Source organism: Longicatena sp., assembly GCF_982403165.1.
The window spans coordinates 13,045-29,200 of record NZ_CEVYEL010000015.1 but is presented as its reverse complement, the minus strand read 5'-3'; the positions used below and the strand labels follow the sequence as shown (position 1 = coordinate 29,200).

At 39.7% G+C, this 16,156-nt stretch carries 7 protein-coding genes; all 7 read right to left on the bottom strand.

Annotation, left to right across the window (positions count from 1 at the left end; genetic code table 11):
* Positions 1 to 227: 227 nt before the first annotated feature.
* The gene (locus tag AC1VS3_RS05025) at positions 228 to 1,862 is read right to left on the bottom strand and encodes a putative manganese-dependent inorganic diphosphatase (RefSeq protein WP_008687325.1); all 1,635 of its coding nucleotides are present in this window, start codon (positions 1,860 to 1,862) and stop codon (positions 228 to 230) included.
* A gap of 186 nt (positions 1,863 to 2,048) precedes the next feature.
* Entirely contained in the window at positions 2,049 to 2,804 is a 756-nt protein-coding gene (locus tag AC1VS3_RS05020) for an N-acetylmuramoyl-L-alanine amidase (protein WP_008687323.1), read from the bottom strand.
* A gap of 174 nt (positions 2,805 to 2,978) precedes the next feature.
* Positions 2,979 to 6,485 (bottom strand): pyruvate:ferredoxin (flavodoxin) oxidoreductase, encoded by a 3,507-nt coding sequence (gene nifJ / locus AC1VS3_RS05015; protein WP_481275539.1) that lies wholly within the window; start codon positions 6,483 to 6,485, stop codon positions 2,979 to 2,981.
* 411 nt (positions 6,486 to 6,896) lie between these two features.
* Complete coding sequence (locus AC1VS3_RS05010) at positions 6,897 to 14,180, bottom strand: MSCRAMM family protein (protein ID WP_008687321.1); 7,284 nt, start codon at positions 14,178 to 14,180, stop codon at positions 6,897 to 6,899.
* A gap of 127 nt (positions 14,181 to 14,307) precedes the next feature.
* On the bottom strand, positions 14,308 to 14,439 hold the full coding sequence (locus tag AC1VS3_RS05005) for a hypothetical protein (protein ID WP_008687320.1): 132 nt from the start codon (positions 14,437 to 14,439) through the stop codon (positions 14,308 to 14,310).
* A 53-nt stretch (positions 14,440 to 14,492) separates the two neighbouring features.
* A complete protein-coding gene (locus AC1VS3_RS05000) occupies positions 14,493 to 15,302 on the bottom strand; it encodes a hypothetical protein (protein WP_008687319.1) in 810 nt (269 codons plus the stop codon).
* Positions 15,303 to 15,333: 31 nt separating this feature from the next.
* Positions 15,334 to 16,104: a hypothetical protein gene (locus tag AC1VS3_RS04995; RefSeq protein ID WP_008687318.1), complete on the bottom strand. Its 771-nt coding sequence runs from the start codon at positions 16,102 to 16,104 to the stop codon at positions 15,334 to 15,336.
* Positions 16,105 to 16,156 lie beyond the last annotated feature (52 nt).

Here is a 16,156-nt window from a genome sequence, read left to right as displayed (position 1 = left end):
GAGCACTTCTATAGTCTTGACCGTTTTATCAATAAAAAACAAGACTCATAAAAAGTGCATTCCTTTTATAAGTCTTGTCATATAAAGAATCTGACCAGAATAGGTTCTATTCGGGGTTGTTGACCAGATCCGCACCACGTATATGGTACTGACTACTCCCTTATTGTTAACGATTTTATCATTGTTTGTTCATAAAGTAAACCATAAACCACAATTTAACACAATCTTTACAATTCCCCCAACTGTTTTGAAAGAGCCGGAATGATTTGTTTTTTACGTGAGATTACGCCATCCACAAAATATAAATCATCCATGATATCTTCCTTAAATGCTTCATCTACTACACCAGCTAAAGGACCGATAAATAAGAGATTACTGCCACTGCCATCAGCAGAAGTAAAACACATCATCAATAAATCAAACTTATTGATTGCATTGATGGTTTCCATGTATTCTAAAAAGGCTTCGCGAACTTCTACGATTTCTTGTTCATCCGCAATATTAATCTGACCAATGGCGATACGCTTACCATCAATATTATATTCTTTGAAATCATTATATAAGATTTCTGACATCGTTCTTCCTTTAATGGTTGCTACGGCACCAAACATTTCCTTTGCTAGGGCATCAAGATCAACTTCTGCTAATTCCGCAAGTCCTTTGGCGATTTCTTTATCTGCGGGTGTTGTCGTTGGTGAATTAAAATTCATTGTATCAGAGATAATAGCACAGCATAAAATAGCTGCCGTTGTTTTTTCCGGTGCAATATGTGCTTCCTGATACATTTTCGCAATGATCGAGCAAGTACTGCCAATAATTTCATTACGGAAACGAATCGGTGTCGTTGTTTCTACATCTCCGATGCGATGATGATCGACAACTTCCAATACCTCAGCTTCTTTTAAATAATCGATACTTTGGCTTAACTCATTATGATCAACCAAAATAAATTTTTTCTTCTGATAATTTAATAGGTGATATCGTGAGATGGAGCCTAAGACCACCCCTTGATTGTTTACGACCGGATAAGAACGGAAACGACTCTTCGACATCTTATTGTAAACATCATCAATATACGCATGATTGTTAAAACATATGATCTTCCGTTTCATGATCATTCCTACACAAGGTGCTTTAAACACTCTTCTAACCGTACATAACATACTGAGATCAGTTTTGATAATCGTCGTATGTTTTTCCTTTGCTAAACGTTGTATGCCCTGGGAAATAATATCCACATCAACTAAGATCAGACAGGCTGCCCCATCTTGGATGACACGTTTTTGTAATGCCAAATCATCTCGCATGATGACGATACTATCTTTATAACTAATGTCCGCATAACAGTCTTTGCGACTGCCTAGGATATGCACTTCCCCATTGGGATGATAGCGTTCACTTTTAAATACATACTTTCCCTGTAACACCTTTACGATATTGTCGCTTGGTGTATTGCGCATTAACGTTTTATTTCCAGGCCCCTTATCATTTAATAAAATATTGGAAATATCCGACATGGACACAACTCCAATCAGCTTCTGTTCTTTATCCACAACATATAATGCACTTGTGCGATTGGCTGCTATACGCTCCCACGCCTCTTTGATCGTACATTCTTTTCGTATGATCAATGGATCATCAAAAGGTACATCATAAAGCTTTACTTTTGCATTTTGTATATACACCGGTTCATTCACATGAAATTTCTTTAAAACAAAATCCGTCTCTGGATTCAGATCGCCAATGCGGCAAGCAATAGCATTCATTCCCATCTTCCGTTTCAATTCTGCATAGGCAATGGATGCGACAATGGAATCTGTGTCTGGATTCTTGTGACCGATGATATGAATGATATCCTTCATACAGCACCTTCTCCCTTTTCTATAGTATCATTTTACCTTATCTGTCATGATTATGCCAGTAAATGCATAAGAAAAAGAGTGCAATTTTTGTCAAATGATAGCGTTCGCACTCGTTTGGTTTTATGATGCATTGTATTTGGCTTAGTTCTTCTTTTTCGTTCTTATGAATATCTTCTCATGTACCTATTATGAATGTTTCTTCTTTTCATCTTGTAAGGTCTTATATATTCCCTCAGCAATCTTATTCGCAAAAGCTTTGCGTCTGCCATCCTGCAAGAGATATGCTCGATCACGCTCGCTTTCCAGAAATCCTGCCTCTAATAAGACACTTGGCAATTTATTCTTATACAAAACTTGTAAAGGGGAAATAGCGACATCCTTCAACCCACGATCCATTGTATAACCTAATGTGTTAACACTGGTCTGGATATGCTTGGCGAAGTTTAAAATCGTTTTATCGTTATAATCGCCCCATATTTCAAAGCCACTACCCGTTTTGGTTTCACTGGCATTGGTATGAATCGATACAAATAGTTTTGCCCCACTTGTGTTTGCGATCTGAACACGTGCATCTAGATCCTTTATATTATCTGCAGGCCAAGCAACGTCATCACTCTCTCTTGTATAACAGACAGGAATTCCTTTTGCTTCTAAGGCAGCCCCTATATCTTTTGTTAATGCCAGCGTTACATCTTTTTCAAGAACCCCATTAAATTCGCTGCCACTATCATATCCACCATGTCCGGCATCCAAAACCACCTCAGGAATGGGATCTATCATTTTATGTAAGGCAGTGGATATCGGGTTATCAGGATGATAGATGTATAAATACAGCAGTATGCCAAGTAACACAACTAACTCTGTCAATAGAATGAAAAGAAAGCGTATGGGACTTTTTCCTTTTTTCTTTTTCCTTCGCTGCACTCTTTTCTTATTTGCCATACATCCACCTTCTTTGATGATATTCATTATAACAAAATATGCCTGAAATTCCTACATGACGTTAGAAAAGTGTTTTCTAAAACATGAAGAATGAAAAAAAGCATGATGTTGTATGCCTATCGCATAGCAGCAGATGAAAAAAGCTGACACGTTTGTGCCAGCTTTACAAGTTTCTTACATTGCTTCTTTAGCGATAGCCAGTAATCTCTTATGACGTTTCATAGCATCTTTCTTTGTCTTTTCAAACATTTCGTATGCTGTTTCGCCTTTCAGCTTAGGCAGCTGAGAGTAGCGTGTTTCCGTCATCATGAAGTCTAACATCTTATCGTAATCAGGCTCTTTAGAGTCGATTGTCAAAGGCTGTTCTTTTCTTGGGTCATAACGATACAGATCGAAGTAACCACATTCTACAGCTTTCGCCTGTGTTCTCTGGTGGTTAGCTAAACCGCCCTTGATACCGTGTTCAGCACAAGGAGAGTAAGCCAAGATCAGAGATGGTCCATCATAGCTTTCTGCCTCTTTGATTGCTTTCAGTGTCTGTGCCTTATTTGCACCCATAGAGATAGCAGCTACATATACATGACCATATGCCATAGCAATCTGTCCTAAATCTTTCTTAGCTGTTGTCTTACCACCAGCTGCAAACTTCGCGATAGAAGCTGCCTGACTAGATTTAGAAGACTGACCACCTGTGTTAGAGTAAACTTCAGTATCTAATACCAAAACGTTTACGTTCAAATCGTTTGCCAATACATGGTCTAATCCACCGTAACCGATGTCATAAGCCCATCCGTCACCACCGACGATCCAGATAGATTTGCTTACTAAGTCAACTTCAGCCAATTCTTTTACAGCTGGAATGTCAGATTTAGCAGCCAATTCTTTAATCGTTGGAGCAATTGCTCTTTCCGCTTCACGATCACCGTGAACTTCCAGATACTTAGCAAATGCATCTTTCAGAGCTGGTTCAACATTTTCCATGTTGTCTTCCATAGCTTTCAAGATACGAGCTTCTTTGTAGTTCTGAGATAATGCCATACCATAACCGAATTCTGCATTGTCTTCGAACAGAGAGTTCGCCCAAGCAACACCTTCACCGTTTGCATCATTTACAAATGGAGTAGATGGAGTTGAAGAACAGTAGATCATTGAACATCCAGTAGCGTTTGCAACCAACATGTCTTTACCGAATAACTGAGAAACCAGTTTGTAGTATGGAGTTTCTCCACATCCAGGACAAGATCCACTTACTTCAAAGTAAGGCATCAAGAACTGAGAACCCTTCACTGTATCTGTTGGGAAGTATTCTGTTTTGTATTCTGTTTGTTTGAACAGGTAATCTGCCAATGGTTCCTGATCAAGTTTTTCATTGATATCAACCATTTCCAGAGCCTTGTTACCGCCCTTACCTGGACATTCAACAGCACACAATCCACATCCTACACAGTTAGCAGGAGTTACCTGGATACGGTATTTCAAGTTTTCAACACCTTTACCCATTGCCTGGATTGTCTTGAATTCCATTGGAGCGTTAGCAACTTCTTCATCTGTCAATAAGAATGGACGAATCGTTGCATGAGGACATACGAAGCTACAGATACCACACTGGATACAGTTTTCTGGATGCCAAGTAGGAACCTGAACAGCAATTGTACGTTTTTCATTAAATGCTACATTATTACGGATAGAACCATCCAGTAAGAAGTCTCCTGCAAATGCAGATACTGGCATATCGTATCCTTCCAAACCGTTGATAACTGCGACATGGTTATCGAAGTATTCATCACCAGTCAGTTTACGATCTGAGTTGTAAGGCAGATCAGCCCAAGTAGGGTCAACAGCGATTTCAACCAAGCCGTCTTTACCAGCATCGATAGCCTTGTAGTTCAGCTGAACAACAGCATCACCCTTCTTAGAGTAAGATTTCTTAGCAGCTGCTTTCATCAGATCAACAGCCGTTTCTAATGGCATGATCTGCTCATTCAATGCGAAGAATGCAGACTGCAGAATGGTATTTGTTCTACGTCCCATACCGATTTCCTGAGCAATCTTCGTTGCGTTGATGATGTAGAATTTCGCATGTTTCTTAGCCAACTGTGCTTTCATACGATTTGGCATATGCGCAACGATTTCTTCCTTAGAGAATGTTGTATTCAGCAAGAAAGTACCGCCTTCTTTAATATCTTTGACCATGTCATATTTGAACATGTAAGCGTCTAATGAACAAGAAATGAAGTCAGCGTTGCTGATGTAATATGTTGAGTGAATTGGAGAATGTCCAAAACGCAAGTGAGAACGTGTTACACCACCGGCTTTTTTAGAGTCATATGCAAAGTAAGCCTGTGCATACATATCTGTGTTATCACCAATGATCTTAACCGTAGATTTGTTTGCAGAAACGGTACCATCAGAACCTAATCCCCAGAACAGGCAGCTAGTGTAGTCTGCAGGGATATGGAAGTTTTCATCCCAAGGCAAGCTCAAATGCGTTACATCATCATTGATACCAACAGTGAAGCCATTGATCATTTTTTCTTCTTTCAAGTGATCAAATACGCCCTTAATGTGGTATGCCTGCGTATCCTTAGATCCCATACCATAACGTCCACCGATGATTTCGATATCTGTATCTTTTAATGCAGCAAGTACATCTAAGTACAGAGGTTCACCAGTAGCACCAGTTTCTTTTGTACGGTCTAATACAGCAATTTTCTTCACTGTCTTAGGCAATACAGCAGTTAAGTATTTTACAGAGAATGGACGATACAAGTGAACCTTGATCATACCAACTTTTTCACCCTGTGCAACTAATGCATCAATGGTTTCTTTTGCAGCTTCTGTTACAGAACCCATCGCAACGATGATACGTTCTGCATCTTCAGCACCATAGTAAGTAAATGGCGCATATTCACGTCCTGTGATCTCGCTGATTTTCTTCATGTAATCAGCAACGATATCAGGGATTGCTTCAAAGTGTTTATTTCTAGCTTCGACACCCTGGAAGAAAATGTCGTCGTTTTCAGCACCACCACGGGTAACTGGGTTCGTGTGTGGGTTCAAAGCATTTTTACGGAATTTAGCCAAAGCTTCCTGATCGATCAGGTCTTTGAATACTTCAGTATCCATTACTTCAATTTTCTGAATTTCATGAGATGTACGGAATCCATCAAAGAAGTGCAGGAATGGTACAGAACCTTTGATTGCTGACAAGTGAGCAACACCAGCCAGATCCATTGCTTCCTGTACAGAGTGGCTTGCCAACATACAAGCACCTGTCTGACGGCATGCATATACGTCTTCGTGATCACCGAAGATGTTCAATGCTCTTGTAGCTAATGCACGTGCAGCAACGTGGATAACGCCTGGCAGACATTCACCAACCATCTTATAGATGTTAGGAATCATCAGCAACAGACCCTGAGAAGCTGTAAATGTCGTAGCCAGTGTACCTGCCTGCAATGCACCGTGTACAGCACCAGCAGCTCCACCTTCAGACTGTAATTCAGCAACTTTTACTACGCTGTCAAAAATATTCTTGCGACCTTGAGTAGCCCACTGATCCACAACTTCAGCCATTGGTGAAGATGGAGTGATTGGGTAAATCGCAGATAGTTCGGTAAACGCATAGGCGCAATGAGCCGCAGCTGTATTACCGTCCATTGACATAAATTTCTTAGTCATTTGTTTTCCTCCTTGCATAACTTTATACTCCCATATTATAAAACTAAATTTGTGATTTTACTAGGTATTTTCTTGTATTTTTATGAGTTTCTAACTATTCTTACTCAAAAATTTCCAACTTTGAAAAGTTTGTTGCTTATTTTTTCACAAATTGTAAATAAATGATTTACAAATGAAAGAAAAGAGGCGTTTTCATCCTCTTTTCCTTTACCGATATTGTTATTTAGGCATGTGAAAAACCTTATGGATCCTCGTTTTTCATATGCTTCATTTCTCATGCATCAGTTCTTATAAAAGCCTTCCCCTCTGCTCTTTTTCTCTTTCAAAACATTCTGATTCGCAAGGCTTTCTCCACCTGTTTGCTTGTTTTTTTCATCATTTAATTCTTTTCCATTCCCTTATTTATTTCATTTATTGAATAACGATGGTCAGATCATCTAACTCGCTGCCAACATCGTAAAATAAATCATTACGGGTATTAATAATGGTGATCGTGCGTGTCGCATCACTATTGATATCCACGCTGGCTGTACTTGTTTCCTTTCCATCATCAATGATATAGCTGACGGCATAAGGACTGGACATTTCTTCGATCGTATAGCTTTGATATGCCAGATTTTCCAATCGCTCACTGAAGCCATTTTCCTTATCCAAAGTCACCATGCGCTCAAAGTCATTTCCACTGACTCGGATAATGAAGCTTTGCGTGGTTGGTAAGACCAAAGAACCATCTTTTTGACGCAGGCGTTTGGTTAAGGTCATCGTTCCATTTTGTACGTTAGGCAGACGATTGATGATACCGATGATATTGGTACGCTGGGCGGTTGCCTCAAAACGTGCTTCATCTAATAATTCAGCGGAATTCACCAAATATTGCACAGGATATGGAGAACCAATCTCACGAATTTCATACATGCCGCTTGGATATTGCGTCAAGGAACGATGCCAAGAATTTGCTTCGTTTAACTCATAGCTGTCACGAATATTTTCACCGATGATTTCAAAGCGGAAAACCTGTCCGCTAGCCGGTGGTAGATAGTTATCCTCATTATCCAACATATATTTAAATACTTCAATTGTATTTTGATTGATGGTTCGCTCATTAATGACTTCTACGATATGGCGTTTCCCCGGAGTAATGGTAACCGCTGCACTATCGGTTTCCGTTCCGCCATTGACACGATAGGTCACCCGATAAGCATCCTGATCAATTTCGCGAATATTATAAATTCCTTCACTTAAATCCCGTAGTGTATACGTGAACGCATTGCCCCCATTCAAAAGAAGTTGCTGCTGGAAGGAAGCATTGGATACCTCAACCACATATTCATCCCCATCGGCTGGACGTACCAGCGTACCATTTGCCTGACGGATAAATTTTGTAATTTCTAACGTCGATAAGATGGAAGCGCGAGTATTGAGAATCTTTACCGTATGCATCGTGCCATCAACATCAAACGCAGCCTGCTCGCTTTCTTCTTCATTATCTACAATATAAGAAACCTGATAATTTTTTGCCAGTTGCTCAATGACCTGATATCTTCCCCTTGGCAAGTCATTCACATGAATCTGCCAATTATTATCCTTATCTAATATAAAGCGACGTTCATATACATCACTGATGATATCCACATCAAAACGTTCATGATCATTTGGGACGACCAATTGACCTTGGGCATTGCGCACTACTTTATTAATTGTCAATGATCCAAGTGTACTCGTATTGCTTGTATTGATCATCAAAACCAGATTACGGTTGCCTTGCACCCTGACGATGCCATGACGTACCTCACTGCCGCCATTGACGATAAAGCTGACTTCATCATTTGTGTCGACCTCATCAATCACATATGTGCCATCCATCAGATTGCTAAGCGTAATCGCAAAACGATTGGCGGCATTTAAAGTAAACACCTCATTATAACCCGGTTTTGATACATGAACACGAATGCTGAAGGAGGCAGGAGGTAATTCTAATTCTCCACTTGTCAGATTGCGGACATATTTTTCGATACGGATACTGCCGGTTTCCTTTGGTTGTGCATCAATGATATTTACCGTATTGACATTATTGCGAACCGTTACCACAGCTCTGGCAACTTCGCTGCCGCCATTGATGATGAAACTCACATCATCCTGTGCATCAACTTCATCAATCACATAAATACCATTTTCCAGATGATCTAAACGAATCATCCAGTTATTCTCTTTATTTAAGATAAAGTTCTGATTAAAGCCTGGTTTGGATACATGCATGGTAATCTGGAAATCATTGGATGGTTTTACAAGAGCATGATTTCGACGAATAAATTTCTCCATCAAAATACTGCCGCCAGGCTGTTTTCGCGTATTGATGATTTGTACGGTATTACTATTTCCCGCTACTTCAACGATGCCATAATCACATTCACTGCCGCCATTGACGATAAAGCTGACCTTATCGCTAGTTGTTGTTTCCGCAATGACATATTGTCCGTCTTCTAAATGCTCCAAAGTAGCCATCCAGCCATTTTCTTCATTCAGTGTGACCAGCTGATTGAAATTTGGTTTTGAGATATGGAAGACATATTCCCCTTTGGTTGGTCGTATGAGTTCCCCATGCTCACGTACATATTTAGCAAGTGTGATACTGCCATGTTCTCTTTCATGGTTCACCACTTGCACACTTGTCTGATTGCCTGCTACCTTGATAATTGCCTCATCCAAATGTTGTGTGCGATTGATGATATATGAAACGCGTTCACCATGCAGCTCTATCACCTCATACGTACCAGGACGCAGATTCTTTACACTTGCTCTAAAATCATTTTCACTCGTCAAGGTAAAGGTTTTTTCTTCTCCATTGCCCCTTACCATGACTTCAAAAGATCCACTCGTTGGACGAATCAATAAATCACCACTCATGATATATTTCGAAATGTCAATACGTCCCAACTGTGTCTGATAAGGATTAATAACATTGACGGTGTTGGCATTGCCCTGTACATGCACCATGGCCCGTTTGCTTGGGGTGGCATTGTTTACTACATATAAGACATCACGACCACTTTCCTCACTTACCTCATACCAGCCATCCTCTAAATTCCGCACACTGGCATAAAAATGATTGGCATGATTTAATAATACCCTGCTACTATGCGTTTCTCCTTTGATCATGATCCAATACATAGCATCAACATCCGGATAACGATAACAACCTTCTTCATCCTTAAGCAGTTTACATATTTCAATACTTCCCTGATGGTGCGTTGTCTCATTGATGATCTTCACCGTATTCATCGTATTTGCAATCTGCAGCTGCGCCTTTTCACTTTCCATTTCGCCATTGACAATATAGCGCGTATCCTGTGCACCCAACTCTTTTACTTGATACATGCCCCATGCCAGATCCTGTAAATGCACACGCCATTTATTATCGGCAGATAGTGTCAGCACCTCACGGAAAGCATTTGGTCCACTTACTTCCACTTCATATTCCATATCGGTATCCGGACGTTTGAAACAGCCACAATTTTCATCACGGATGACCTTGCTGATTTCCAGTGTGCCTTTTGCACAATTGGCTACATTCACACTAGTGATACGCATATCCTTTTGTTTCAGCACAATGTCCACACTTGGCTGCTGCACGCCATCTACCAGATAATAATGTTCATCAAACGCTTCATTTGTCTGCTGCATGATACGATATGCACCACGATCGACTTCCACACTTTGACACCAATGATTTGCCTGATTTAAAACGAATGTTTTTTTCTTCTCTTGACTGATCACATCCATATAAAAGACATCAGACGCATTTGGAGATACGATATCCTGCGTACAATTTTTCACCACAGCCTCTAAATGCAATTTCACTCTGCTTGGTTGACGGTTAATTACATGCACCGTAACATCGTCTTTCCCCACTTCAAAATAACCGCGCTTACTTACTTCCCCATCATCGATTTGATAGACAACATCAGTTCCGCCATGCACCTCGATGATTTCATAAACCCCGCTTTCCTGCTGTTGCAGCACCTTCGTCCAATGATTTTTTGCATTTAGTTCAAACATCTGCTTGCGCCCATTATGCAGCAGTGTAATCTGAAACTGCTCCTCTGGCTTAGGCATCTGCAAACTTCCATCTGCATCCTGGATATGCTTTTGGATGGTGATATCCGCTTTTTTATTGGAAGATACCACAACATTGACACAAACATGTTCTCCATTTAATTCAATACATACCACATCTTCAAATACCTGACCTTCGATTTCAAAACGCACCTTGTAATTTCCTTGAACACTTACCGTATATGCCTGTGGTTTCAGATCACACAAGCAATCACAAAATTCATTTTCATCTTGTAAGGTTAACGTATATTCTTCCTGTTTGCTTGTAACTGTGACAGCTATCTCATCCTTTGGCTTTGGCATCAATAAGGTACCATCCTCATCTATGCAGCCTTGAAATTCAATACAGCCCTTCTTTATTGCATGATTGATAATCGTAACACAAACATCCTGTTCATCAAGATCAACAACAGCACTTTCACATGGCAATTCATTGACAATATAGCTGACATGATCCGCATTTGCTTCACGAACTTCATAATGACCTTTTGGCAAATCATACAGACGCATACAGAAATCATTCTCATGCGATAAGACGATTTTACGTTTATACTCTTCACTTTCCACAATGACATCAAAACGTTCCCAGCGTTGTGGGCGGCGCAGTGTGCCATCTTCATCTTCTACTTGCTTGTTGATTTCCATACAGCCAATGAAATCTTCTTCATTTATCAGCGTGATATGCTTTTCTTCTCCATCATATAAGAAATAACCGGTATCTTGTAAACTACCGTTGATATCAAACAGTTTGCATTCATGCTCTAGTTCACTAATTTCATAATGCTGCTTTGCCAGATTGGTAAGACAGACACAGAAGTCATTATCGTGATGCAATTCATAAATCTCATGACAGTTTTTACCTTTTAATAAGATACGATAACAGCTGTCAGGATCTGGCATAATGATACGATCAGCACAGCGCAAACGCTTTTCAATACATACCATACCATGCATACGTGGTGTATTGATGATATCTACATCGATATCTTCCATACCTAAGGTAACATCAGCTGAGGCTACCGGTTTCCCGTTTATGCGATAGGTGACATCATAATCCTCACATAACTCGCGAATGCTATACTGTCCCTCTTCTAAATCATCAAAATATACACAGAAATCGTTGCGTTCATTCAGGTGGTACGTGTGTGTAAAACCTCTGCCCTTTAATTCAAATGTGAAACTATCTTGAGGACAAGGCATGACAAGACTTCCATCCTCTTGCTGTACATATTTAGTAACGGTTAGCATTCCACTGCAATCTCTAACTTGATTAATGATACCAATCGAAATATCATTTAATCCCAATGTCACCTTAGCAAAATTAGATTCTTCACCATTGATGACATAGCTGACATGATACCCCATCGTATCCTTTTGAATGATACGATATACTCCTTCAGCCAGATCATCCAATAATACACACCAACCATTGCTGGCTTTTAAGGTCGTATGCACACAGGTGTCAACACCTTCCACAAGAACATCAAATGCCTCTTTGGGCTGTGGAAGACGTGTCGTTTTATCACAATCCCGAATAAGGGTATATAGTTTTAAACGTCCGCTGTGTTTACGATGATTGATAATCAAAACTTCCTGATTACAGGTTCCCAGATAAACAAAGGCTTCCTCCATCACTTCACGATTCACCAGATAACTGACATCATAATTCTCACAATCACATTCACGTATCTGATATTCTCCCGGCTGTAAGCCTTCTAATAAAATACACCAGTTATTGGAAGAGCGCAGGGTATAGTTTTCACAGAAACAAGGACCGCTGACTTCCACACAAAATTCTTCATCTTGACTTGGTTTTACCAGCTCTTGACTGTTGGTTTCTTCATATTTACAAATTTTTAAAATACCGCTGCTGCAAGTACGCACAGAATTGATGATTTTTACCTCGTTGTCGCAACAATCATCAATCACAAAACGCGCACTGCTGCATTCTTTCCCTCCATTGACCTGATATTGTACCTGATACTCTGAATCACTGCATTCTCTGACTTCATAGCCTCCAAAACGCAGATCACAAAAGCTCATGCACCAGTCATTATCAACATTTAATTCAAAATCACGTTTACAGAAATAAGAGCTCAGTGAGACTTGAAAGCACTCATCTTTTTGAGGCTTTACCAAATCACCATTGGCATTACGGACATATTTACAAATACTCACACTGCCCCGATTGCGTTCTTCATTGATAATCGCAACACTGTTACAGCCTCCACACATGATATCAACAATGGCACTGGTACGCTCTGGTCCATCGTTCACACGATAGGTCGTCATATAATCTTTATCTGAACATTCTACGACCTCGTAACAGCCTTCACAAAGATCTGCCACATCGACACAAAAATTATTATTGGCATTTAATAAGAAGGTATCATTACGACCACAACCACACAACATGACCTTGAAAGAGTCCTTCTTATCCGGCTGTGTGATACAACCATCACAGCGACGAATAAACTTACAGATGCGAAGAGGACTTTCTTGTTGTGGATTACAGGTATTGTCAGGATCGGTATTAATAATCAGCACCGATGCTTCCTCACAGCTGTTTAATTCTAAATTGGCATAATTTGTTTCTTTTCGCCCATTGACGATATAACTGACCTCATAGCTGGCATTATCGCTGATTTCCGTAATATCATAATAGCCCGGTTCCATATCGAATAAGGTGACACAGAAATTATTTCGCTCATTTAAACGAATGATGCGATCTTGATTCCAGGCGATAATACGGACCTGAAATTCTTCAAAACGATTTGGCCGGCATAATTCACCGCAAGTGCTGCGAATGTATTTCTCAATGGTTATGCTGGTCGTATCACTTTGGGCATTGATGATTTGCAAATGATTTTCACCCTGTGTCATTTCAAAGACATTATCGACATTCGCCACATCGTTAAAGCTATAACTGACAGAAAAGCCTCGCTGTGGCATTTCTTCAATTGTATAACGATTTCCCACACGCAGTTGCTCAATGACGATGTGAAATTGGTTTTCCACATTCAAAGTGAAGCATTGTTCACATCCTCGCATATCCACGATACGTATTGGAAATTCCCATTGCGGATCTATTGGCATACGGCAGCCATCACGATCCAGCACTACTTTTTCAATATGCAATGATGTTAAAGGAATGCGACGATTGATAATTTCAACTTCTCTTGTTTCGCTTGATCTCTCGTCAAAAACAAAATTGATATAATCCATTTCACTTTCTTCACCATCTAGTTTATAGGTGATGGCATATTCGTCTTCATGTAACATCTGTTGGCCATTTTCATCCACCTGTACTAAAGCCAACTGTACTCCTTCCACATATTCCACTACGACACTGCCCGTACCGCTTTGCGCATCAATGGGAATATCATATTCACGGCATACGTCCTGTGAATCGCAAAGTTTGACATGACGCGTCGTTTCATGCAGCCATGGCGTTCCATCTTCCTGCTGCTCTCTTACTGTAATCCGCATGGTTCCTACAAAATCACAGGGATCATTTTCTATCGTTTCAAGAAAGCTAATGTGCAGCCTGTTTGCCAAGACTTCCTTTAAGCGTTTGCTCATCTTCATCCTCCTATCGTATATAAGCAATCCAATCCTTATACATTCTAGTATATGAGCCCGCCCAGAAATTGTTCTATGTACCGTTCGAAAAGATAGGCAAATTCCACATCATCATTTAAAAAAACCGCTAATTCCAAAGCGGTTCTACTTGAATAAGCAAATAAGGCTGATCATCCTTGCGTAAGAAATGTATCCGCAAGGTCACATACGTATCGTCTAATTGAAGTGTAATAACGATCGGTATAGATACTTCATTCATCCATTCATCATCCTTTACCTTATAGTATGTTCCTATTTCAACATGTCACAAGCTTATACATGAATATCATCATCAAAAATACAAATTAAGACCATATAATAAAAACTTAAAGCAATGCACATGATTATGCCATAAAGTAGAGAAAGTATTGCCGGTATCGCAATATTCACATTATCCAGGACACTTGCCATTAACGTAAACAGTTGTAAAAAAGGATTTGCTCGTGTCATGATATCAATAACGGCCGTTGCCGGAACCAATGAAATAGAAATCTCAAACATCGCATCCATACAGCTATAATATATGGCAGCGATTGCTCCCAAAGCAAGCAATGAGTAAAAGACGGATTGATAATGTCGTAAAATAATCAGCAAGGCATCTTTCAATATGCGCAAGGGATGCTTCTTACCATTTAGTATTTCCAAAATAGCAAATACTTGCCAGGGAATATAAAGCATAAGCAGTAGCAGCAAGATTGGTGTCAATAGATATTGTAAAAACGCCAGATCTTGATTTTCCATAAGTAAGTAGGATACAAAACTGCCCCCAGCCATCAATAGAAAAAACACACTTTGGGTCATAATCAGCGGTATGCGACAAGCTTTCATATCCACACGCAAATCATCATCTCGCTTTTTCTTTAGAAACTGATACAATACCAGCATGTACACATAAGCAGAAACAATGACTAACACATATAAAATCCCATAAAATAATAGGGTATTTCCATTCCAATACATGAAATTCGCCAAAATTGTATATACGGAACAATACAAAAAGCTAGTCAGCATTAAGAGCATGACAAAATTCTTTACTTGTCCTTTAAGATTTGTAAATTCCATAAATTCTTTCCATGCTTTCATATCCTTACCTCATTTTTCTCTATCAGATTTATTACGAGCGTTCTCTGCTCATTTCATATACATTTGCTAAAAAGGTATACAGCACGACAAGTATTACATATTGTACTAAGAAATACACAATACAAAATGCTAATAACAGCCAGATCGTTTCCATATGATCTGCCCCTTGCTGAACAAGTGTTAACAAAGCCTGTTCTAAGGAATCGCTCTCCTTAATAAATGGCTTTAATACCATGCTTAAACCAATTTGCGATAGGATATTCCACAGCACATAGAAACCACCTGCCCAAAATAAGGCGGATGCCTGTACTTTCATAATGTGCAATGGTTTTATGAATAAATCTTTAATGTGTGTATCCTGATCATAGATCAGCCAGGCAATGCAGGCATACCAATAGACGAAAAACAGGCTGAGAAACGCAGATACCAGCATGTATAAGATTGGTAAAAAGGCACATACACTGACAGCTATCTGCAAAAACAGTTGCAACAAGCTTAAGCATAAACCAATGACAATCTGTTCACCGGCCTTAGAAAAAGAATAGCGGATATCCTGTTTGCGGAAACGTAAACTTCTGACCCTTTGAATAAACAGAAAGAGCATCGTATTATTGACCACTACACAAAGCAGCGATAATGCCAAAGAAAGCAAGGTTGCTCCTAACCCATTACCCAAAAAACCGCCAACATTTTGGATGAGTGCTATTAGTAAGGAAACAAACAGCAGCCATCCATATAGAAATAGGAAATGCCCTTTTAACTGCGTTTTCACCTGCATCTTGATTTCATGATAAGTATCCATGTCCATCTTCCTCTCAAACACAGTGTATTATATCATATCGTCCGTAAAGAAA

Bases quoted from the DNA above. Each gene is read 5' to 3' on its own strand.
- AC1VS3_RS05025 (WP_008687325.1), bottom strand. From the start codon at position 1,862: ATGAAGGATATCATTCATATCATCGGTCACAAGAATCCAGACACAGAT.
- AC1VS3_RS05000 (WP_008687319.1), bottom strand. From the start codon at position 15,302: ATGAAAGCATGGAAAGAATTTATGGAATTTACAAATCTTAAAGGACAA.
- AC1VS3_RS05010 (WP_008687321.1), bottom strand. From the start codon at position 14,180: ATGAGCAAACGCTTAAAGGAAGTCTTGGCAAACAGGCTGCACATTAGC.
- AC1VS3_RS05005 (WP_008687320.1), bottom strand. From the start codon at position 14,439: ATGAATGAAGTATCTATACCGATCGTTATTACACTTCAATTAGACGAT.
- nifJ (WP_481275539.1), bottom strand. From the start codon at position 6,485: ATGACTAAGAAATTTATGTCAATGGACGGTAATACAGCTGCGGCTCAT.
- AC1VS3_RS05020 (WP_008687323.1), bottom strand. From the start codon at position 2,804: ATGGCAAATAAGAAAAGAGTGCAGCGAAGGAAAAAGAAAAAAGGAAAA.
- AC1VS3_RS04995 (WP_008687318.1), bottom strand. From the start codon at position 16,104: ATGGATACTTATCATGAAATCAAGATGCAGGTGAAAACGCAGTTAAAA.